The following is an 18,902-nucleotide window of genomic DNA, read 5'->3' as shown; positions in this document are numbered from 1 at the left end:
GTCCGCACCCCCGGGCTAGGCTCGAGACATGAAGTTCCTGGTGCTCGTCCTCGTGATCGTCGCCGTCGTCGCCGCCTGGCGGATGCGCAGCGTCCTGCTCGGCAAGGTGCTGGGCCAGTCCTCGAGCCGGGTCGACCGGCACCTGGGCCGCAAGAAGCGCTGACGTCAGTCGACGTCCTCGCGCGCCTTGCGCTCCTCGAACCGCTGCCCCGCCTGCCGGGCCCGGGCGTCGACGCGCTGCGCCAACGCCTCGCGGGGGCCGTTGAGCAGGTAGAAGGACCCGATCCCGCTCAGCACGAACGCGATCACGAACACGCCCAGCAGGTTGGCCTCCCCGGCGACGAGCAGCCAGATCCCGCTCACGACCCCGAGCGAGGCGAGGAACAGCACGATGCGCAGACCGGTGTAGACAGCGAACTCCTTCACCCCTCCAGGGTAGGTCGTCACCGGGCAGCGCCTACATTGGAGGGGTGCTGAAGTTCCTGCTGGTGGTGGCCGTCGTCGGCGTCGTCACCTACCTCGCCGTCCGGCTGATGCAGCGCCGCCTGCCCGGCGGCGGCTCACCCGCACCGCGCCGACCCCTGCCCGGCCCCAAGCCGAAGCCGCGGATGGTCGCCCCCGACGACGACGAGGCCTTCCTGCGCGACCTCGAGCGCAAGCGCCGCCACCCCGAGGATCCCGACACCCCCGCCTGACGGCCGAGCAGTCACCTTCGCACCACCCACCGGTCAGTTCTGCACCAGCCACCGCTCAGTTCTGCACCGAGGCGGCGTACGCCTCAGGCCGAGAAGAGCTCCAGCTCCCGGCCCCAGCCGTCGACGACCGGTCGCAGCACCGGGCGGGCGCGCTCGGCGTCGACGTCCGAGCAACGGGCCACGACCTCCCCGAAGGTCTCCCTGATCGCCGCGGGGTCGCCGTCGAGCGTGCCGACCACCAGCTCGAGCAGGCGTCCCGGTCGTTCTTGAGGGGGCGGTAGGCGTAGTTCAGCCACCCGTCCAGCCGGTCGTGCCGATGAGGATCGACTCGGCCTCGTCGGCGTCCACGCCCGTCTGCCGGCGTACGGCGTCGGCCACCCGCCCGCCGCTGCGGTCGAGCAGCACGGGCGCCCAGGCGTACGACCACCGGTGGTACCACCCCTCGGTGCCGAAGACCGGCAGGTCGTCGAGCTCCGAGACCGGCACCGGGATCTCGTCCAGCACGTCCGCGTGTCGGGTGCGCCGCCCGGCCATGCCCTGGTCGGTGAGCACGACGTAGACGTCCACGTCGGAGCGGGACGTGGACGTGCCGCGCCCGACCGATCCCGAGAGGACCATCGCCACCAGGTCGTCCCGTAATGCACGAGCAGCCGCTCCTCGGACAACGGGCTTCCCCGGTGGTGCAGGAGCGACTGCTCGGTGGTGCGGGAGCGACCGGTCGGTGGTGCGAAAGTGACTGCTCGTCAGTCGAGGGGCGAGGCGACGGCGCTGGAGGCGTCGGCGTAGGAGTGCTGGGAGCTGCTGGAGAAGAAGTTGATCCCGATGAAGTTGAACCACAGGGTCGCCAGGCCGACGAGGGCGATGATCGCGGCGTTGCGGCCCTTGAAGCCGGCCGTGGAGCGGGCGTGCAGGTAGGCGGCGTACACGACCCAGGTGATGAAGGCCCAGACCTCCTTGGGGTCCCAGTTCCAGTACGACGCCCACGCCTCGTGCGCCCAGATGGGCCCGGTGATGAGCACCGCGAAGGTCCACACCGGGAAGCCGAAGGCGTGCATGCGGTAGGAGACCCGGTCGAGGACGGCCGGGGCCGGCACCCGGGCCAGGTAGCCGGTGGTGCGCTCGGGGTGCTTGGCGGTGGCCCGCTCCTTGAGCAGGTAAAGCACCGAGGTGATGCCACCGAGCGTGAAGGCGCCGGTGGCGATCACGGCGGAGACGACGTGGATGACCAGCCAGGGCGAGTTCAGCGCCTCGGTCAGCGGCGAGACCGGGGCGTAGAGCCAGATCTCGGCGACCATCAGCAGCACGAGCACGGTGGAGACCACGATCGGGGCCATCCAGCCGAGGGCGAAGCGGCGGCGGGTGGCCAGGTAGAGCGCCGCGACCACGAAGGTGCCCGACAGCGTGAACTCGTACATGTTGCCCCAGGGCACCCGGTTGGGGTCCGCGGCCATGCCGCGCGAGGCCAGTGCGACCAGGTGCACGCCGGCGCCCAGCCAGGTCAGCAGCAGCCCGAGCCGGCCGGCCATCAGCACCCGCCGCTCGTGGGTGTCGTCAGCGCCCGAGGCGTCGGGGCCGGCCTCGTCGAGGGCGAGGTCTCCCCCGGCGCCCGCCGAGACGCGCGCGACCTCGGCCGAGGCCGGGACCTTGCGCAGCAGGCTCCACTCCACCAGGTGCGACAGCATCGCCAGGAAGTAGACGGCACCGGCGGCGGCGACGGCCTGCTGGCTCAACGCCTCCCAGGACGGGTCGGTCATGACTGCTCCTTCTGCGCTGCGGGACGCAACGCCTCCACGATATCGGCGAGCACCAGCGCGACGTCCCCGCCACCCGAGCGGTCGAGGGCGGCCAGCTCGACGACGGTGCGCCCGTCCTCGCGGCGCGCCCGCACCCAGACCCGGCGGGGCCGGATGAAAAGGCTGCCGAGCAGCCCGACGAGGGCCGCCACGACCCCGACGAGGGCCACCACCTTGCCGGGGCTCTGGCTGACCTGCACCCGCACCCACGGCTGCACGCCCTCGAAGGTGATGCTGCCCAGGCCGTCGGGCAGCTCCTGGGTCGCACCCGGCTGCAGGTCGACGCGCAGCGGGCTGCCGTCGGGCTGGGTCACCTGCTCGGCGTCGTCCTTCTCGAGGATGTAGACCGACTGCGAGCGCCCGCTGTCGAGGCCCAGGTCGCCGCGGTAGACGAGCATCGAGATCGCCGGGTTGAGGGTGTCGCCCATGACGTTGACCGGGTCGCCGCCGATGTTGACGAAGGTCGGGTAGAAGAGCCCCTCCAGGCCCAGCCCGTCGGGCTCGGCCGCCGGGGCCTTGACGACCCCGAAGGACAGGAAGCTCTGGTCCTGCGGCAGGAAGACCCGCGGCCCGCTGGCCACGACCTCGCCGCGCGCGTCGCGCACCGTGATCACCGGGGCGTAGCCGTGGCCGACGAGGAAGACCTCGGAGTCGCCGATCTGGAGCGGGTGGTTCACGCGCAGGTCGTAGTCCTGCTCGGGGGCGCCGGGCTCCTCGCGGTAGCGCAGCTGCGCCACGAAGTTGCGGGCCTGGCCCTGGGCGCGGCCCTCGGTGAGCCACTCGACCTCGAAGTCCTCGACGTCGAAGGAGAACGGCTCCATCTCGGCGGCCGAGAAGGCCGAGCCGGGCACGAAGTCGTCGTACTGGGTCAGGTTGTTGGAGAAGCCGTTGCCGACCAGCACGATCACGCCGCCCTTGTAGCCCAGCAGGCTGCCCATCGCGAAGCCCACCAGCACCACGATGATGGAGAGGTGGAAGACGAGGTTGCCGACCTCGCGCAGGTAGCCGCGCTCGCCGGAGACCGCCGCGGCGCCCGGCCCGTCGGCCTCCGCCGGCCGCAGCCGGTAGCGACGGCGGCGCAGCTCGGCGCGGGCCTGCTCGAGTACCTCCTCGACCCCCTCCTCGCTCTCGTACGACGCGTGGTCGGGCAGGCGGGCCAGGTTGCGCGGCGCGGTGGGCGGGACCGCGCGGATGTTGCGGGCGTAGACGAGGGTGCGCGGGATGATGCACCCGATGAGGCTGATCATCAGCAGCACGTAGATGGCCGCGAACCAGACCGAGCCGTAGACGTCGAAGAGGTCCAGCCACTCGTAGACCGGGGTGAGCCTGGGGTGGTCCTCGCGCCAGCGCGACGCGGCGAGCGCGTCGACGCCCTGCTGGGGCACCACCGAGCCGGGCACCGCGGCCAGGGCGAGCAGCAGCAGCAGGATGAGCGCGGTGCGCATCGAGGTCAGTTGGCGCCAGGCCCAGCGGCCCAGCTCGCGCGGGGTCAGCTCGCCGGCGCGGCGGCCGTCGGGGCGGGGGTCGCCACCGGAGCCCGCCCCGGTGGCCGCGTCGAGCTCGGTGCCGGTCATATCGCCACCTCGAAGTCGGAGACCAGCTCGCCCTGCAGCCAGGTGACCGCGTAGTCCCACCAGCCGGTGACCAGCAGCACGCCGACGGCGACCATCATCAGCCCGCCGGCGCGGGTCACCCAGACCTGGTGGCGGCGCACCCAGGCGAAGGCGCCCAGCGCGCGGCGCCACAGCAGCCCGGCCAGCACGAACGGCACCCCGAGGCCCAGGGTGTAGAAGGCCAGCAGCAGCGCGGAGCGACCGGCGGTGCCCTCGCTGTAGCCCAGTCCGAGGATCACCCCCAGCGTCGGCCCGATGCAGGGGGTCCAGCCCAGGCCGAAGAGGAACCCGAGCACGGGCGCGGCGCCCAGCCCGACGGCCGGCACCCGGTGCACCCGCAGGTCGCGCTGCAGCCACGGCACCAGGCCGATGAACGCCAGGCCCAGCACGATGGTGAACAGGCCGAGCCAGAAGCTGAGCGTCGACTGGTTGAAGCGGATCCAGGTGCTGACCGACCCGGCGAGGGCGCCCAGGGTCACGAAGACGGCTCCGAAGCCGGCGACGAAGAGGACCGAGCCGGCCACCATCCGGCCGCGGCTGCCGCGCCCCTCGGCGATGTCGGCCCCCGAGAGCCCGGTGGCGTAGGAGAAGTAGCCGGGCAGCAGCGGCAGCACGCACGGGCTGAAGAACGAGACCAGCCCGGCCAGCACGGCCACCGGCGCCGCCAGGGCCAGCGAGCCCGAGGAGGCGGTCTGCTGCAGCCAGTCGGTCACGAGGCGGACCCCCGGACCGACTCCTGGGCCGACTCGACGAGCGTGAGCAGCGTGGTCTTGGAGGGGATCTCGCCGCTGATCACCGAGGCGACCCTGCCCTCGGCGTCGAGCACCAGGGTCGAGGGCGTGGCCTTCGGGGAGGTGCGGCCGGGGAAGGCCAGCAGCGCCTGGCCGTCGGGGGCGTAGAGCGAGGGGTAGTCGACGCCGAGCCGGTCCTCGAAGACCTGGGCGTCGGCGGCGGAGTTGTCGCGGATGTTGATGCCGACGAAGGCGACGTCGTCGCCGGTCTCGGCGTCGGCCTCGGTGAGCATCGGCATCTCCTTGATGCACGGCCCGCAGCCGCTCCACCACACGTTGACCACCACAACCTTGCCGCGCTGGTCGGCCAGGTCGTAGGTGCCGCCGTCGACGGTCTCTCCGGAGAGCTCGATCGGGCCCTCGCGGTCGCCGACCTCGTACTCCGCGACCTGCCCGTCGCCGGGCACGTAGCCCGCGTCGTTGGTGCCGGCCAGCGACGAGCAGCCGGTGAGCAGCAGCAGCGCGGCCGCGAGTGCCGGGCGCAGCATCAAGGCCGGTCCTCCTCCGCCGCGCCGCCCGCCGAGAACGGCGCCGAGCGGTCGCCGGTCGGGATCAGGTCGCCCGCGGGCTCGGAGTAGGAGACCTGCGCGAGGCGCTCGCCGACGAAGTGCAGGGAGGTCAGCGAGCACAGCGTGCACTGGCGCTTGCGTGGGTCGTGCAGGAAGGAGCGTCCCTCGGCCGCGAGCCGGGTCGTCCAGATCGGCAGCTGGTGGGAGACCACGACGGCCTCGTGGCCCTGCGCCTCGCGGCGCGCGTCGTGCACCGCGCTCATCATCCGCGCGACGACCTCCTTGTAGGGCTCGCCCCACGACGGCTTGAAGGGGTTCCACAGGTGCCGCCACGTCGAGGGCTTCTTCAGGGCGTTGCGGCCCGGCCCGAACTGCTCGCCCTCGAAGACGTTGGTCGACTCGATGACGCGCTCGTCGGTGACGATGTCGAGGCCCAGGGCCCTCGCCAGCGGCCGGCCGGTCTCCTGGGCCCGCTCGAGCGGCGAGGAGCGCAGGTGCACGATGTCGCGGTGCCCGATCTGCTCGGCGATCCGCTCGGCCATCCGGTGGCCGAGGTCGGAGAGGTGGAAGCCGTCGCGGCGGCCGTAGAGGACGCCGTCGGGGTTGTGCACCTCGCCGTGGCGCAGCAGGTGGACGATCGTGTCGGGGGTGCCGGTCATCGCACGGGCCTCTCGGTCGCGGCGGCCGCACGGGCGGCCTCGGGCAGGGCGTCGAGCACGGTCTGCACCGCGCGGTCGTCGTGGGCGGCGGAGAGGAACCACGCCTCGTACGCCGACGGCGGCAGGTAGACCCCGCGCTCGAGCATCGCGTGGAAGAAGGCGCCGTACGCCGCGGTGTCGGTGCGCGAGGCGTCGTCGAAGTCGCGCACGGGCCCCTCGCTGAAGAAGACCGAGAACATCGTGCCGGTCGACTGGATCGTGTGCGCGACCCCGGCGGCGCCGAGCGCGTCGGCGGCCGCGGCCTTGATGGTCTCGCCGGCCCGGGTCAGGTGGTCGTAGACGTCGGGGGTGGCCAGGCGCAGGGTGGCCAGGCCGGCGGTGGTGGCGACGGGGTTCCCCGACAGCGTGCCGGCCTGGTAGACGGGCCCCTCCGGCGAGAGGTGGCCCATCACGTCGGCCCGGCCGCCGAAGGCCGCGGCGGGGAAGCCGCCGCCCATCACCTTGCCGAAGGTGACCAGGTCGGGGCGCCAGCCCTCGACGGCGCCGTCGAGGCCCCACTGGCCCTGCCGCGAGACGCGGAAGCCGGTCATCACCTCGTCGCTGACGAACAGCGCGCCGTGGCGGGCGCAGGTCGCGGCCAGGAACTCGTTGAAGCCGGGCTCGGGCGGCACCACGCCCATGTTGCCGGCGGCCGCCTCGGTGACCAGGCAGGCGATCCGGTCGCCGTGCTCGGCGAAGACCGCCTCGACCGCGGCCCGGTCGTTGTAGGGCAGCACCAGGGTCAGCTCGGTCGACGACGCCGGCACGCCGGGGGTGCCGGGCACCGCGAAGGTGGCCAGGCCCGAGCCGGCCGAGGCCAGCAGCGCGTCGACGTGGCCGTGGTAGCAGCCGGCGAACTTCACCACGACGTCGCGACCGGTGAAGCCGCGCGCCAGCCGGATCGCCGACATCGTCGCCTCGGTGCCGGAGGAGACGAAGCGGACCTTCTCGACCGAGGTGCGCTCGACGATCTCCTCGGCCAGCTGCACCTCCGGCTCGGTCGGGGTGCCGTACGACGTGCCGCGCGCGACCGCCGCCTGCACCGCCTCGAGCACCTCGGGGTGGGCGTGGCCCAGCAGCATCGGGCCCCACGAGCAGATCAGGTCGACGTAGGAGTTGCCGTCGACGTCGTGCAGCCACGCGCCCTGCGCGGAGCGGATGAAGCGTGGCGTGCCGCCCACGGCGTTGAACGCGCGCACCGGCGAGTTCACCCCGCCCGGGGTCACGCGGTGGGCCCGGCGGAACATCTCCGCCGAGGCGTCGGTCGTCACGTGCTGCTGGGCTGCGCTCACCCGGCCATTGTCCCCACCGCCGACAAGCGCGTCACGCCGGTGTCGGCCCGCCGCGCGGCCGGGTGGTCCAGCCCACGGCGCGGGCCCCGGACGTGGCCGGGTTTGGTGCCGCCGGCCGGGGGGCACCGTCAGGGGTGTGGGCGGCCCGCCGTCCGCGGCCCGGGCTCCGGTGAACGGCTGAGACCGTAACGTCGGTATGGGAGGATCGTTAGGTCGGTCACAGGTGCTTGAGGGAGCACGACCTACCAGCAGCGCCGGCGCAGACCAGCCGGCAGGACCACAAGGGGAGACGACGCGATGCCCGCACAGCGAACAGGCCGGTTGCAGAGGACGACGGCCCTGGTGCCGCTGGGCCTGCTCTCGGCCGCGGTCACCGCCAGCCTGGTCGGGGCCTCCCCCGCGACGATCAACGCCTCCGAGGAGGTCGTGGTCCCCACCGAGGTCTCCGCGCTGCCCGACGGCACCAGCGTGCCGACCGAGGCGATCGAGGCCCCCGCGAGCGTGTCCACCGGCGACGTCGTCGCCGCCGGCCTGCGCGGCAAGAACGCCCAGCGCGTCGTGGCCACCGCCTCCAACTCCGACATCCCCTCCGCGGCGCTGGCCGCCTACCAGCGCGCCGAGACGGTCATCAACGAGGCCGACAAGTCCTGCAACGTGACCTGGCAGCTGATCGCGGCGATCGGCCGGGTCGAGTCCGACCACGGCCGCTACGGCGGCAACGTGCTCGACGACGACGGCGTGGCCCGTCCCGGCATCTACGGCATCGCCCTCAACGGCAAGCGCGGCACCGCGCTGATCCGCGACACCGACGCCGGCCAGTTCGACAAGGACACCACCTACGACCGGGCGATCGGCCCCATGCAGTTCATCCCCTCGACCTGGTCGGTCGTGGGCGTCGACGCCGACGGCGACGGCCAGCGCGACCCGCAGGACGTCGACGACGCCGCGCTCGGCACGGCCGTCTACCTGTGCTCGGGCGACGACGACCTGTCCACGACCGCGGGGCAGGAGACGGCGGTCTTCCGCTACAACAACTCCGACGAGTACGTCGACCTGGTGCTCTCGATCATGGACGCCTACATGTCCGGCGACTACACCTCGGTGCCCACCAACACCCTGGCCGCGGCCACCTTCGCCCCCGACCCGACGTACACGCCGCCGAAGCCCCCCAAGCCGACCAAGGCACCCCAGCCGAGCGGCTCGCAGCAGGGCACCGGCTCCGCGGCTCCGGCCCCGGCCCCGGCTCCCGAGCCGGCCCCCGAGCCGCAGCCCACCGCACCGGCGGGCCCGGTCGGCGGAGGCAACGGCGGCTCCGGCGGCGGCCTGGGCATCCCCGGCGCGCCGACGCCCACGCTGCCGGCGCTGCCCTCGACCAGCGTGTCGGTCGTCGACGAGGTGCTCAGCTACGCCCAGGCGGTGCTGCAGTGCACGCTCGACGGCTACGTCGACAACATCCTGAGCAGCACCGACCCGTTCGACAAGTGCGTGAACGGCTACATGGGCAAGTAGCCCGCCCCGACCGCGCTCGCGCCCGAGCGCTCAGGCGCGCAGCAGCCGGGCGGCCTCGGCCGCCCAGTAGGTCAGGATGACGTCGGCGCCGGCGCGGTGGATCGAGCCGAGCGTCTCGAGGATCGCGGCCTCGCGGTCGATCCAGCCGTTCGCGGCCGCGGCCTCGACCATGGCGTACTCGCCGGAGATGTTGTAGGCGGCCACCGGCACGTCGACGGCGTCGCGCACCCGGCGCACCACGTCGAGGTAGGCCAGGGCCGGCTTGACCATCACCACGTCGGCGCCCTCGGCGACGTCGAGCAGCGCCTCGCGCACGCCCTCCACCGCGTTGGCGGGGTCCTGCTGGTAGGTGCGCCGGTCGCCCTCGAGGCACGAGTCGACCGCCTCGCGGAACGGGCCGTAGAACGCCGAGGCGTACTTCGCGGAGTAGGCCAGGATCGAGACGTCGCTGTGCTCGGCGGCGTCGAGCGCCTCGCGCACCACCGCGACCTGGCCGTCCATCATCCCGCTGGGCCCGACCATGTCGACGCCGGCGTGGGCCTGCGCGCGCGCCATCTCGGCGTACGCCGCGAGCGTGCGGTCGTTGTCGACCCGGCCGTCGGGGGTCAGCAGGCCGCAGTGTCCGTGGTCGGTGAACTCGTCGAGGCACAGGTCGCTCATCACCGTCAGCGCGTCGCCGACTTCGCCCACCACGTCGGTGATGGCGAGGTTGAGGATGCCGGCGGGGTCGATGCCGGCCGAGCCGGTCGCGTCGCGGGTCTCGGGGATGCCGAAGAGCATCACCCCGCCCAGCCCGAGCTCGGCCGCCTCGGCGACCGCGGCGAGCAGGCTCGAGCGGGTGTGCTGCACGACCCCGGGCATGGAGGAGATCGGCTGCGGCTCGCTGAGCCCCTCGCGCACGAAGAGCGGCAGCACCAGCTGGCGCGGGGCCACCTGGGTCTCGGCGACCATCCGGCGCATGGCCGGGGTGGTGCGCAGCCGGCGGGGCCGCACGACCGGCCCGGCCACCGCGCCCTCGACTCCCTCGGTGCTCATCGTGGCTCCCCCGACCCGCTCAGGACCGCGAGGTCGCGCGGCGCCGGGCCGCGGGCTTGCGCTCGGAGGGCCTGGTGACCGGCTGGCCCTCCTCGAGCAGCGCGAGCCGGCGGGCGGCACCGAAGTCGGCGAGGGCGTCGACGAGCACCTCGACGTCGGGCTTGGGCGAGAGCACGTCGACGCGCAGGCCGTGCTCCTCGGCGGTCTTGGCCGTGGCCGGACCGATCACCGCGATCACGGTGGAGGGGTGCGGCTTGCCCGCGATCCCGACCAGGTTGCGCACGGTGGAGGAGGAGGTGAAGACGACCGCGTCGAACTTGCCCGACTTGATGGCGTCGCGCGTGGGCGCCGGCGGCGGGGTGGCGCGCACGGTGCGGTAGGCGGTGACGTCGTCGCACTCCCAGCCCAGGTCGACCAGGCCGGCGACCAGGTTCTCGGTCGCGATGTCGGCGCGCGGCAGGAAGACCCGGTTGATCGGGTCGAGCACGTCGTCGTACTCGGGCCAGTCGGCCAGCAGGCCGGCGGCGGACTGCTCGCCCGAGGGCACCAGGTCGGCGCGCAGGCCCCAGTCGGCGATGGCGCCGGCGGTCTTGTCGCCGACCGCGGCGATCTTGAGCCCCGAGAAGGCGCGGGCGTCGAGCCCGTACTCCTCGAACTTCTCGCGCACGGCCTTGACCGCGTTGACGGAGGTGAAGGCGATCCACTCGTAGCGGCCCTCGACGAGGCCGCGCACGGCCTTGTCCATCTGCTGGGGGTTGCGGGGCGGCTCGACGGAGATCGTGGGGACCTCCTCGGGCACCGCGCCGTAGCCGCGCAGGCGGGTGGTCAGCGGGCCGGCCTGGTCCTTGGTGCGCGGCACCAGCACCCGCCAGCCGAAGAGCGGCTTGGTCTCGAACCACGACAGGGTCTCGCGCAGGTCGACGACCTTGCCGACCACGACGACCGCCGGGGGCGCCATCCGGGCGGCGCGGGCGTCGGCGCCGATGTCGGCGAGCGTGGAGGTGACGGTGGCCTGCTCGGTGGTGGTGCCGACCCGGGTCATCGCGACCGGGGTGGCCGGCGAGCGGCCGGCCGAGACGAGCGCCTTGGCGATCTCGGCGACCTGGCCCACCCCGGAGAGCAGCACCAGGGTGCGGTCGTCGGCGTACCGGCTCCAGTCGACGGTGCCGTCGCAGGTCACGACCGCGACCTCGCGGTGGTCCTTGGTGGTCAGCGGGATGCCGGCGTACGCCGGGACGGCGCCGACCGAGGAGACGCCGGGCACGATCTCGAAGCCGAGGCCGGCCTTGGCGCACGCCTGGGCCTCCTCGGGCCCGGAGGCGTAGAGGAAGGGGTCGCCGGTCATCAGGCGGACCACGCGGCGGCCCTTCTTGGCGTGCTTGAGCACCACCTTGGCGCGCGCGGCGTGCGTCAGCGGCTGCCCGTCCTCGCCGAAGCCGCCGTCGACGACCTCGGGGGTGCCGGGTGCGGCCTCCGCGACGCCGGTCCCGAGAAGCCGGGAGACCAGCTCCACGTGCTCGGGCGACTCGGTGACGACCACCTCGGCCTGGCGCAGCAGCTCGACCGCGCGCAGGGTCATCAGGTCGGGGTCGCCGGGGCCGCTGCCGACGAACGACACCCAGCCGCGTGCTCGCTCGTTCGACTCGGTCGTGGTCTTGCCTCGCGTCATGCTTCTCGCACCTTGTCTGCTTCGGTGGTGGCTGCTGGACCTGGCTGGCCCAGCTGTCCTGCCCCGTCGGCGAGCATCTCTGCTCCCAACCGGGTCCCGACGCCCACGGCGTCGGCGGGGCTCCCGGTGGCGGACATCCGCACCGTGAGCGTCCCGTCGGGCGAGAGCGCCACGGCCCTCACCCAGAGCTCTTCGTCGTCCTCGCCCTCGACGACCTCCGCCAGCGCCCCGATGGGGGCCGAGCAGCCGCCCTCGAGCGTCGCCAGCACCGCCCGCTCGGCGTCGACGGCCGCGCGGGTCGGGGCGTCCTCGAGCACCGCGAGCTGGGCGGCGAGCTCGTCGCCGGCCCGGCACTCGACGGCGAGCGCACCCTGCCCGGGAGCGGGCAGCACCTGCAGCGGGTCGAGCACCTCGGTGACCTCCGCGAGCCGGTCGATGCGGGACAGGCCGGCCCGAGCCAGCACGACGGCGTCGTAGGCGCCGCTGCGGACCTTGCCGATCCGGGTGTCGACGTTGCCACGAACGCCCACCACCTCCAAACCGAGACCGAGGGCGTGCAGCTGGGCGGCGCGGCGCGGCGAGCCGGTGCCGACCACCGAGCCGGCCGGCAGCTCGCCCAGGGTCAGCCCGTCGCGGGCGACGACGACGTCGCGCGGGTCCTCGCGCAGCGGCACGGCCGCCACCACGATCCCCTCGGCCGGGTAGGTCGGCACGTCCTTGAGCGAGTGCACCGCCACGTCGACCTCGCCGCTCAGCAGCGCGTCGCGCAGCGCGCTGACGAAGACGCCCGTGGAGGAGGAGCCGACCAGCGAGGTGCCGGCGGCCTGGCTGCGGTCGCCGTCGGTGGTCACCTCGACCAGCACCGCCTCGCGGCCCAGCCGCTGGCGGATCATCTCGGCGACGTGGCCGGACTGGGTGGTGGCCAGCCTCGAGCGGCGGGTGCCCACCCGCACGGGCGGCAGGGCGGCGGGATCGACGGTGCTGTCGGCGGTGGGGTGCGTGGGACCGGTCATGAGGAGAGTCCCTCCGGCCTGGTCACGGCGGAGACCGCCTCGGGATCGAGCGCGAAGAGCTCGGCCAGCGCGGCGGCGTACGACACGGCGCCGGTCTCGTTGGCCAGCTCGCGCACCCGCACCGTCGGCTCGTGCAGCAGCTTGTCGGCGACGCGCCGCACGGTGTGCAGCACCTCGGCCCGCGCGGCCTGGTCGAGCTCGGGCAGCCGGCTCTCGAGGCGCGACATCTCGGCGTCGACGACGCCGGTGGCCATCGAGCGCAGCGCGACCACGGTCGGGGTCACGCTGGCCTGGCGCCGCGCGGTCAGGAAGGCGGCGACCTCCTCGGTGACGATGTCGCGCACCGCGCGCACCTCGGTGCCGGCCTCGGTGTCGTCGACTTCGCTGGCCAGCGCCGCGAGGTTGATCAGGGTGATGCCCTCGACCTCGGCGGCGGCCGGGTCGACGTCGTGGGGCAGGGCCAGGTCGATGATGGTGAGCGGGCGACCGCCCATCGTCTCCTCGAGCATCGCCGCCCCGACCTGGACGCCGGTGGCGCCGGTGCAGGTGACCAGCAGGTCGACCTCGCCGACCTCGTCGGCGAGGCGGGCCACGGGGGCCGTGCGGGCGCCGTACTCGCGGGCCAGCCGCTCGGCGCGCTCGGCGGTGCGGTTGAGCACGACGATGTCGGCGGCGCCGTGGCGGGCCAGGGTCGCGGTGGCGAGCCCGGCCATCGACCCGGCGCCGAGCACGGCGACGCGGCGACCGGCGACGTCGCCCAGGGTGCTGCTGGCGCGGCGCAGCGCGGAGGCGATCAGCGACGGGGCGGCCCGGTCGATGTCGGTCTCGGCGCGGGAGCGCTTCCCGACGCGCAGCGCCTGCTGGAAGAGGCTGTTGAGGGCCGGCCCGACCGTGCCGAGCTCCTGGCCCAGTCGCAGCGCCTCACGGGTCTGGCCCAGGATCTGGCCCTCCCCGACGGCCATCGAGTCCAGGCCCGCCGCGACCTGGAAGAGGTGTGAGACCGCGCCGTCGTCGTAGTGCACGTAGAGGTGCGGCAGCATCGCCTCGGTGCTCTCGCCGGCCCGCTCGACGAGCAGGGTCGAGAGCTCCTCCACCGAGCCGTGGAAGCGGTCGACGTCGGCGTAGATCTCCAGCCGGTTGCACGTCGAGATCACCGTGGCCTCGGTGACGTGGGCGGCGCCGGACGCCGCGCCCACCAGCTTGGCGACGCTGTCGTCGTCGGTGCCGGCGACGCGCTCGAGCAGGGAGACGGGGGCGGAGTTGTGGGAGAGCCCCACGACCAGGACGCTCATGCGGGCCTTCCTTCCAGCGCCCCGTCGACGGGACGCTCGACGGCCGCAGCACCCAGCGCCTTGCGCTGCTCGTGGTAGGCGAGGATCTGCAGCTCGATGGACAGGTCGACCTTGCGCACGTCGACCCCGGGGGGCACGGCGAGCACGGTCGGGGCGAAGTTGAGGATGCTGCGGATGCCGGCGGCCACCATGTGGTCGGCGACGTCCTGGGCCGCGGGGGCGGGGGTGGAGATCACGCCGATCGCGACGCCGTGCTCGTGCACGATCGCCTCGAGGTCGGAGAAGGGGCGCACGTCGACGCCGGCCACGACCTCCTGGTGACGGCGGGGGTCGGCGTCGAGCAGGGCCACCACCCGGAAGCCGCGGCTGCGGAAGCCGGAGAAGTTGGCCAGCGCGTGCCCGAGGTTGCCGATGCCGACGATGACCACGGGCCAGTCCTGGGTCACGCCGATCTCGCGCGCGATCTGGTAGCGCAGGTACTCCACGTCGTAGCCGACCCCGCGGGTGCCGTAGCTGCCGAGGTGGGAGAGGTCCTTGCGCAGCATGGCGCTGTTGACCCCGGCCGCGGTGGCCAGGTGCTCGCTGGAGCAGGTGGCGGTGCCGGCCTCGGAGAGCGCGGTGAGGGCTCGCAGGTAGACCGGCAGCCGCGCGACGGTCGCCTCGGGGATGTCCCGCGACGCCTCGGAGGGGGTCCGTTCGGTCACTTCAGTGCTCTCCATGCCCAGCCGCGGGACGGGGACCGAGGGGCCCCGGATCGTCCGAGCGACCTCGCCACTGTAGGAGTTTGTGAACGCGAGAACAAACCGAGCGGGGACCGGTCCGGCAGGTGGGCTAGCACATGTGAGAACCCCCACCCCCACCGGCCCCGCCGGACCTCCGCGGCCCGGTCACCGAGGGGCCGCGAGCGCCGCTCCGGGCTGCTCCGGACTGGTCCGGACTGGTCAGGCGCCCAGTGCCCGGCGCAGCCGCACCGGGTCGACGCGCCAGTAGTCGTGCTGGCGGCCGTCGACGAGGGTCACCGGGATCTCCTCGCCGTAGCGACGGGCCAGCTCGGGGTCGTCGTCGATCGAGAGCTCGTCGTAGCGCTCGCCCAGCTCGGCGCAGACCGCCTCCACGACCGCGCGTGCGTCGTCGCACAGGTGGCAGCCGGGCCGGGTGAGCAGCCGCACCCGCGGGTCGGTGGCGCTCACGAGAGCAGCTCCACCGTGCGCCGGCGCTCCTGGGCGCGCAGCGTGCCCTTGCGGACCTTGCCGGTCACCGTCACCGGCAGCGAGTCGACGACCTCGACGCGGCTGGGCACCTTGAACCGGGCCAGGCGCTCGGCGCAGTGCTCCCGCACCTCGGCGACGACCTCGTCGCGCTCGGCGCCCGGGGCGACCACGAAGGCCAGCACCGCCTCGCCGGTCTCGTCGTCGCCGACCCCGATCACGGCCGCCTCGCGCACCGCGGCGACCTCGCGCACGACGTCCTCCACCTCGCTGGGGTAGACGTTGAAGCCCGAGACGATGACCAGCTCCTTGACCCGGTCGACCAGGAAGAGCTCGCCGCGCGGGTCGAGGAGGCCGACGTCGCCGGTCGAGAACCAGCCCTCGGCGTCGGGGCCGTCGGACCCGTCGGGCCAGTAGCCGCTGAAGACGTTGGCGCCGCGCACCTGGATCTCGCCCGGGTCCCCCGGCTCGGGCGCCCGGCCCGACTCGTCGACCAGGCGCACCTCGATGCCGGGCAGCACGCTGCCGACCGAGCCCGGGGTCGGCGCGGCCGGCTCGCCGGGGTCGCCGGGGCCCGCCACGCACAGGGTGCTGGTCACGACCGGCGCCGCCTCGGTCAGCCCGTAGCCCTGGTGCACGACCAGGCCGGTGGCGGCGCTGAAGCGGGCGACCGAGACCGGGTCGAGCGGGGCGGAGCCCGACAGGATCAGCCGCACCGGGCCGAGCCGCTCGGCCAGGGCCTCCTCGTCGCGCCAGTGCCGGAAGACCGGGGGCGCCACCGGCAGCACGCTGCACGCCTCGTCGTCGACGACGTCGAGGATGGTCTCGGGGTCGTACTCGCGCACCAGCACCAGCTTGGCGCGGTGGCGCAGGGCGCTGCCGAGCACGGCGTTGAGCCCGTAGACGTGGAAGAGCGGCAGCACCCCGAGCACCACGTCGTCGCCGTGCATCATCGGCGGCCGGACCGCGCCCACCTGGTCGATGTTGGCCAGCAGGGCCCGGTGGCTGAGCATCGCCGCGCGCGGGTGCCCGGAGGTGCCCGAGGTGTAGAGCAGCACGGCCAGCCGCTCGCGGTCGCGCACCCGGGGCACCTCGACCGGGGTCGCGTCGGCGCGCAGCGCCGAGAAGGCCCACTCCCCCGGCCCCGGCTCGGAGCCGACCACCACGACGCGCGGCTCGGCCGCCCGCGCCAGCAGCTCGGGCGGCAGGTCCTCGCCCGCGTCGCCCGCGGCCCGAGCGGCCGCGAGGTCGGTGACCGCGCGGCGTACGACGTCGAGGGCGGCGGGCCCGGCCACCACGAGGCGGCTGCCGGAGTCGGCCAGCATCCGCGTGAGCTCACCGGGCGTGGAGCGCGGGTTCACCGGCACGGCCACGGCGTGGACCCGCAGCACGGCGAGGTAGGTGGTGACGAACTCGATCGTGTTCTCGAGCGCCAGCACGACGCGGTAGCCGGCGACCACCCCTGCCTCGGAGAGGCCGTGAGCCAGCCGCGCCACCTCGTCCTCGAGCTCGGCCCAGGTCACGCTGCGGCCGTCGGCCTCGACCAGGGCGAGCTTGTCGGGCGACTCGGCCGCCGCGGCGACGACGAGGTCGCTGAGGTCCTCGGGCTGCGGTGCGACCTGGTCGACGTCGTCGTCGGGACGCCCCCGCGTGCTGCCGTGGTCCATCAGGCGATGCTCCCACATCGTCGCCGCCACGACAGGCGGCCCGGGGAACCCGCGGAACCCGGGGCCGGGCCCGGCCCACGGGCCGCGGCCGGTCCCCTGGGACCCGGGGCCACGATCTCCTAGGGTGGCGGCGTGACCCCGCCCGCCGAGCGCCGGACCCTGCCGAACCTCCAGCAACGCTCCACGCTGGCGGGCGAGGCGGCCGCGGCCGCAGCCGAGGTCGAGACGGCGCTGGTCACCCCCAGCGACCCCACCTCGGCGGCCTTCTTCGACGTCGACAACACGATCATGCAGGGCGCGAGCATCTTCCACCTGGCCCGCGGCCTGCACCGGCGCAAGTTCTTCACCACCCGCGAGATCGCCGGCGCCGCCTGGAAGCAGGCCTACTTCCGGGTCGTGGGGGTCGAGGACCCCGAGCACGTCGCCGACGCCCGCTCCTCGGCGCTGGGCTTCATCGCCGGGCACACCGTCGCCGAGCTGCAGGAGCTCACCGAGGAGATCTTCGACGAGGCGATGGCCCACCGGATCTGGCCCGGCACCCGGGCACAGGCCCAGCTGCACCTCGACCAGGGCCAGCGGGTCTGGCTGGTCACCGCCGCGCCCATCGAGATCGCCCAGGTCATCGCCCGGCGGCTCGGGCTCACCGGCGCGATGGGCACCGTGGCCGAGCACGACGCCGGCGTCTACACCGGCCGCCTGGTGGGCGACATGCTGCACGGCCCCGCGAAGGCCGAGGCGGTGCGCGCCCTGGCCGACCGCGAGGGGCTCGACCTGCAGGCCTGCTCGGCCTACTCCGACTCCTACAACGACCTGCCGATGCTGAGCATGGTCGGCGACCCCTGCGCCATCAACCCCGACTCCCGGCTGCGCGCCCACGCACGCGAGGCGGGCTGGCGGATCCGCGACTACCGCACCGGGCGCAAGGCCGCCCGCGCCGGGCTGGTGGTCGGGGCGGCGGCCGGGGCGCTCAGCGGCACCGTGGCGGCCGGTGTCGCGCTGCGCTCGCGCCGACGCTGACCGGGCGGCGTCCCGCCGACGCGGGTGGTCTGGACCGCTGCGGCCCGCGCCTCGGGCCGCTCCAGGAACTTCTTTCGGTATACGACTGTTCCTGTTCCCAGCGGCACCGATCCGTCGTACCCTCGAATCCGCTCTGGGAGAGAGCGTGCATGGGAGGGTTCCGCAGATGGCGTGGCACGCCGACGAGGTGACGCACGGCTTCGCCGCCCTGCGCCGACTCGTCCTCCGCGCCCTCGACGACGCCACCGCCGCCACCTCCTCGCTCGGCCCGTCCCTCACGCCGGCCCTGGCCTCGGCCGCCACGCCGGGCGCGCCCCCCTCGCGGCTGCTCGACCTGCTGCTGCAGACGGTCTCCGACGACAGCCTGCACGCGGAGGTCGACGGGCCCGCCGGGCCGGCCACGCCCGGCGGCTACGACGACAGCGCCCTCGCGACGTCGTCGGAGGAGTCCGCGACCGACCGCCAGCGCCTGATCGCCCTGGTCGAGCTGGCCCGCAAGGGCGACGTGGACGCCTTCGGGCTGCTCTACGACCACTACCAGGGCTCGGTCTACCGGTTCCTGTTCCACCGCACCCGCTCGGCGACGCTGGCCGAGGACCTCACGTCCGAGACCTTCTTCCGGGCGCTGCGCTCGATGCAGGGCTTCCGCTGGCAGGGCAAGGACTTCGGTGCCTGGCTGATGACGATCGCCCGCAACCTGGCCACCGACCACTTCAAGGCCGGGCGGACCCGCCTCGAGATGACCACCGAGGACATGGGCCAGCACGACGACGCCACCGAGGGGCCCGAGGCGGTGGTGCTGGCGGGGCTGACGAACGAGATCCTGCTCAAGGCGCTGACCGAGCTCCCCGACGAGCAGCGCGACTGCCTGGTGATGCGCTTCCTGCAGGGAATGAGCATCGCCGAGACGGCCGCCGTGCTGGGGCGCAGCGACGGGGCCATCAAGCAGCTGCAGCTGCGGGGGGTCCGCAACCTCGCCAAGCTGATGCCGGAGGGCCTGCGATGAGCGTCATGACGCCTGCGTCACAGCCCGTAACCAACCGTCGCGACCGGTCGTTGAGCCGGGTGTCGAGACGTCGCCCCGACGTCTCGCCGCTCCCT

Annotated in this window: 21 protein-coding genes; 5 read left to right on the top strand and 16 right to left on the bottom strand. The window is 73.9% G+C overall.

Translation table 11 applies throughout. The annotated features are described in order from the left end of the window. Positions 1–28 precede the first annotated feature (28 nt). Positions 29–163, top strand: a complete 135-nt coding sequence (locus JOE61_RS22235) for a hypothetical protein (RefSeq protein WP_264675475.1) — start codon at positions 29–31, stop codon at positions 161–163. A 2-nt stretch (positions 164–165) separates the two neighbouring features. Here the strand turns inward: JOE61_RS22235 and JOE61_RS13030 are convergent, their stop codons facing one another. Further along, a complete protein-coding gene (locus JOE61_RS13030; RefSeq protein WP_193668051.1) occupies positions 166–426 on the bottom strand; it encodes a DUF4229 domain-containing protein in 261 nt (86 codons plus the stop codon). Between the two features lie 44 nt (positions 427–470). On the opposite strand from JOE61_RS13030, the gene JOE61_RS13025 reads away from it, so the two are divergent. Then, a complete protein-coding gene (locus JOE61_RS13025; RefSeq protein ID WP_193668052.1) occupies positions 471–695 on the top strand; it encodes a hypothetical protein in 225 nt (74 codons plus the stop codon). 83 nt (positions 696–778) lie between these two features. Here the strand turns inward: JOE61_RS13025 and JOE61_RS13020 are convergent, their stop codons facing one another. The 8 genes from JOE61_RS13020 to hemL all read right to left on the bottom strand — a co-directional run bounded on the left by JOE61_RS13020 (position 779) and on the right by hemL (position 7,391). Further along, positions 779–991: a hypothetical protein gene (locus tag JOE61_RS13020; protein ID WP_193668053.1), complete on the bottom strand. Its 213-nt coding sequence runs from the start codon at positions 989–991 to the stop codon at positions 779–781. Continuing rightward, positions 984–1,319: a nucleotidyltransferase family protein gene (locus JOE61_RS13015; RefSeq protein ID WP_193668054.1), complete on the bottom strand. Its 336-nt coding sequence runs from the start codon at positions 1,317–1,319 to the stop codon at positions 984–986. Before JOE61_RS13015 ends, JOE61_RS13020 begins: the two co-directional genes overlap by 8 nt. 119 nt (positions 1,320–1,438) lie before the next feature. Beyond that, the gene (gene ccsB / locus JOE61_RS13010; protein WP_193668055.1) at positions 1,439–2,449 is read right to left on the bottom strand and encodes a c-type cytochrome biogenesis protein CcsB; all 1,011 of its coding nucleotides are present in this window, start codon (positions 2,447–2,449) and stop codon (positions 1,439–1,441) included. Then, positions 2,446–4,062: a cytochrome c biogenesis protein ResB gene (gene resB, locus JOE61_RS13005; RefSeq protein WP_193668056.1), complete on the bottom strand. Its 1,617-nt coding sequence runs from the start codon at positions 4,060–4,062 to the stop codon at positions 2,446–2,448. The genes ccsB and resB overlap by 4 nt, the downstream gene beginning before the upstream one ends. Continuing rightward, a complete protein-coding gene (locus JOE61_RS13000) occupies positions 4,059–4,814 on the bottom strand; it encodes a cytochrome c biogenesis CcdA family protein (RefSeq protein ID WP_193668057.1) in 756 nt (251 codons plus the stop codon). Before JOE61_RS13000 ends, resB begins: the two co-directional genes overlap by 4 nt. Continuing rightward, positions 4,811–5,380: a TlpA disulfide reductase family protein gene (locus JOE61_RS12995; protein WP_193668058.1), complete on the bottom strand. Its 570-nt coding sequence runs from the start codon at positions 5,378–5,380 to the stop codon at positions 4,811–4,813. The genes JOE61_RS13000 and JOE61_RS12995 overlap by 4 nt, the downstream gene beginning before the upstream one ends. Beyond that, positions 5,380–6,060: a histidine phosphatase family protein gene (locus tag JOE61_RS12990; protein WP_193668059.1), complete on the bottom strand. Its 681-nt coding sequence runs from the start codon at positions 6,058–6,060 to the stop codon at positions 5,380–5,382. The genes JOE61_RS12995 and JOE61_RS12990 overlap by 1 nt, the downstream gene beginning before the upstream one ends. Beyond that, positions 6,057–7,391: a glutamate-1-semialdehyde 2,1-aminomutase gene (gene hemL, locus JOE61_RS12985; protein WP_193668060.1), complete on the bottom strand. Its 1,335-nt coding sequence runs from the start codon at positions 7,389–7,391 to the stop codon at positions 6,057–6,059. The genes JOE61_RS12990 and hemL overlap by 4 nt, the downstream gene beginning before the upstream one ends. A 297-nt stretch (positions 7,392–7,688) precedes the next feature. Here hemL and JOE61_RS12980 point away from each other — a divergent pair, with 297 nt between their 5' ends. Further along, positions 7,689–8,900 (top strand): lytic transglycosylase domain-containing protein, encoded by a 1,212-nt coding sequence (locus JOE61_RS12980; protein WP_193668061.1) that lies wholly within the window; start codon positions 7,689–7,691, stop codon positions 8,898–8,900. Positions 8,901–8,930: 30 nt separating this feature from the next. Here the strand turns inward: JOE61_RS12980 and hemB are convergent, their stop codons facing one another. The 7 genes from hemB to JOE61_RS12945 form a co-directional block, all read right to left on the bottom strand. Next, positions 8,931–9,935, bottom strand: coding sequence for a porphobilinogen synthase (gene hemB / locus JOE61_RS12975; RefSeq protein WP_204797236.1), 1,005 nt, complete (start codon positions 9,933–9,935; stop codon positions 8,931–8,933). Positions 9,936–9,954: 19 nt separating this feature from the next. Beyond that, positions 9,955–11,604 carry a bifunctional uroporphyrinogen-III C-methyltransferase/uroporphyrinogen-III synthase gene (locus JOE61_RS12970; RefSeq protein WP_193668062.1) on the bottom strand — a complete coding sequence of 550 codons (1,650 nt, stop codon included), beginning with the start codon at positions 11,602–11,604 and terminating at the stop codon, positions 9,955–9,957. Continuing rightward, on the bottom strand, positions 11,601–12,566 hold the full coding sequence (gene hemC, locus JOE61_RS12965; protein ID WP_372440100.1) for a hydroxymethylbilane synthase: 966 nt from the start codon (positions 12,564–12,566) through the stop codon (positions 11,601–11,603). Before hemC ends, JOE61_RS12970 begins: the two co-directional genes overlap by 4 nt. 47 nt (positions 12,567–12,613) lie before the next feature. Further along, entirely contained in the window at positions 12,614–13,909 is a 1,296-nt protein-coding gene (locus JOE61_RS12960; protein WP_193668064.1) for a glutamyl-tRNA reductase, read from the bottom strand. Continuing rightward, positions 13,906–14,613 (bottom strand): redox-sensing transcriptional repressor Rex, encoded by a 708-nt coding sequence (locus JOE61_RS12955; RefSeq protein ID WP_372440075.1) that lies wholly within the window; start codon positions 14,611–14,613, stop codon positions 13,906–13,908. Before JOE61_RS12955 ends, JOE61_RS12960 begins: the two co-directional genes overlap by 4 nt. A 237-nt stretch (positions 14,614–14,850) precedes the next feature. Next, positions 14,851–15,099, bottom strand: coding sequence for a glutaredoxin family protein (locus tag JOE61_RS12950; RefSeq protein ID WP_193668066.1), 249 nt, complete (start codon positions 15,097–15,099; stop codon positions 14,851–14,853). Further along, on the bottom strand, positions 15,096–16,784 hold the full coding sequence (locus JOE61_RS12945) for a class I adenylate-forming enzyme family protein (protein ID WP_193668067.1): 1,689 nt from the start codon (positions 16,782–16,784) through the stop codon (positions 15,096–15,098). The genes JOE61_RS12950 and JOE61_RS12945 overlap by 4 nt, the downstream gene beginning before the upstream one ends. Positions 16,785–16,916: 132 nt before the next feature. Here JOE61_RS12945 and JOE61_RS12940 point away from each other — a divergent pair, with 132 nt between their 5' ends. Both JOE61_RS12940 and JOE61_RS12935 read left to right on the top strand, forming a co-directional pair. Further along, entirely contained in the window at positions 16,917–17,801 is an 885-nt protein-coding gene (locus JOE61_RS12940; RefSeq protein ID WP_193668068.1) for an HAD family hydrolase, read from the top strand. A gap of 166 nt (positions 17,802–17,967) precedes the next feature. Further along, the gene (locus JOE61_RS12935) at positions 17,968–18,807 is read left to right on the top strand and encodes a sigma-70 family RNA polymerase sigma factor (protein WP_193668069.1); all 840 of its coding nucleotides are present in this window, start codon (positions 17,968–17,970) and stop codon (positions 18,805–18,807) included. Positions 18,808–18,902 lie beyond the last annotated feature (95 nt).

This window comes from Nocardioides salarius (assembly GCF_016907435.1).
GTDB classification, from domain to species: domain Bacteria; phylum Actinomycetota; class Actinomycetes; order Propionibacteriales; family Nocardioidaceae; genus Nocardioides; species Nocardioides salarius.
The sequence above is the reverse complement of the archived record's forward strand: the minus strand, read 5'-3'. Positions and strand labels throughout refer to the sequence as shown.

What these genes read in the sequence shown, in the direction of transcription:
- JOE61_RS22235 (WP_264675475.1), top strand. Translation starts at nt 29, where the DNA reads ATGAAGTTCCTGGTGCTCGTCCTCGTGATCGTCGCCGTCGTCGCCGCC.
- ccsB (WP_193668055.1), bottom strand. Translation starts at nt 2,449, where the DNA reads ATGACCGACCCGTCCTGGGAGGCGTTGAGCCAGCAGGCCGTCGCCGCC.
- resB (WP_193668056.1), bottom strand. Translation starts at nt 4,062, where the DNA reads ATGACCGGCACCGAGCTCGACGCGGCCACCGGGGCGGGCTCCGGTGGC.
- JOE61_RS12995 (WP_193668058.1), bottom strand. Translation starts at nt 5,380, where the DNA reads ATGCTGCGCCCGGCACTCGCGGCCGCGCTGCTGCTGCTCACCGGCTGC.
- JOE61_RS12990 (WP_193668059.1), bottom strand. Translation starts at nt 6,060, where the DNA reads ATGACCGGCACCCCCGACACGATCGTCCACCTGCTGCGCCACGGCGAG.
- JOE61_RS12980 (WP_193668061.1), top strand. Translation starts at nt 7,689, where the DNA reads ATGCCCGCACAGCGAACAGGCCGGTTGCAGAGGACGACGGCCCTGGTG.
- hemB (WP_204797236.1), bottom strand. Translation starts at nt 9,935, where the DNA reads ATGAGCACCGAGGGAGTCGAGGGCGCGGTGGCCGGGCCGGTCGTGCGG.
- JOE61_RS12970 (WP_193668062.1), bottom strand. Translation starts at nt 11,604, where the DNA reads ATGACGCGAGGCAAGACCACGACCGAGTCGAACGAGCGAGCACGCGGC.
- JOE61_RS12960 (WP_193668064.1), bottom strand. Translation starts at nt 13,909, where the DNA reads ATGAGCGTCCTGGTCGTGGGGCTCTCCCACAACTCCGCCCCCGTCTCC.
- JOE61_RS12945 (WP_193668067.1), bottom strand. Translation starts at nt 16,784, where the DNA reads ATGGACCACGGCAGCACGCGGGGGCGTCCCGACGACGACGTCGACCAG.
- JOE61_RS12935 (WP_193668069.1), top strand. Translation starts at nt 17,968, where the DNA reads ATGGCGTGGCACGCCGACGAGGTGACGCACGGCTTCGCCGCCCTGCGC.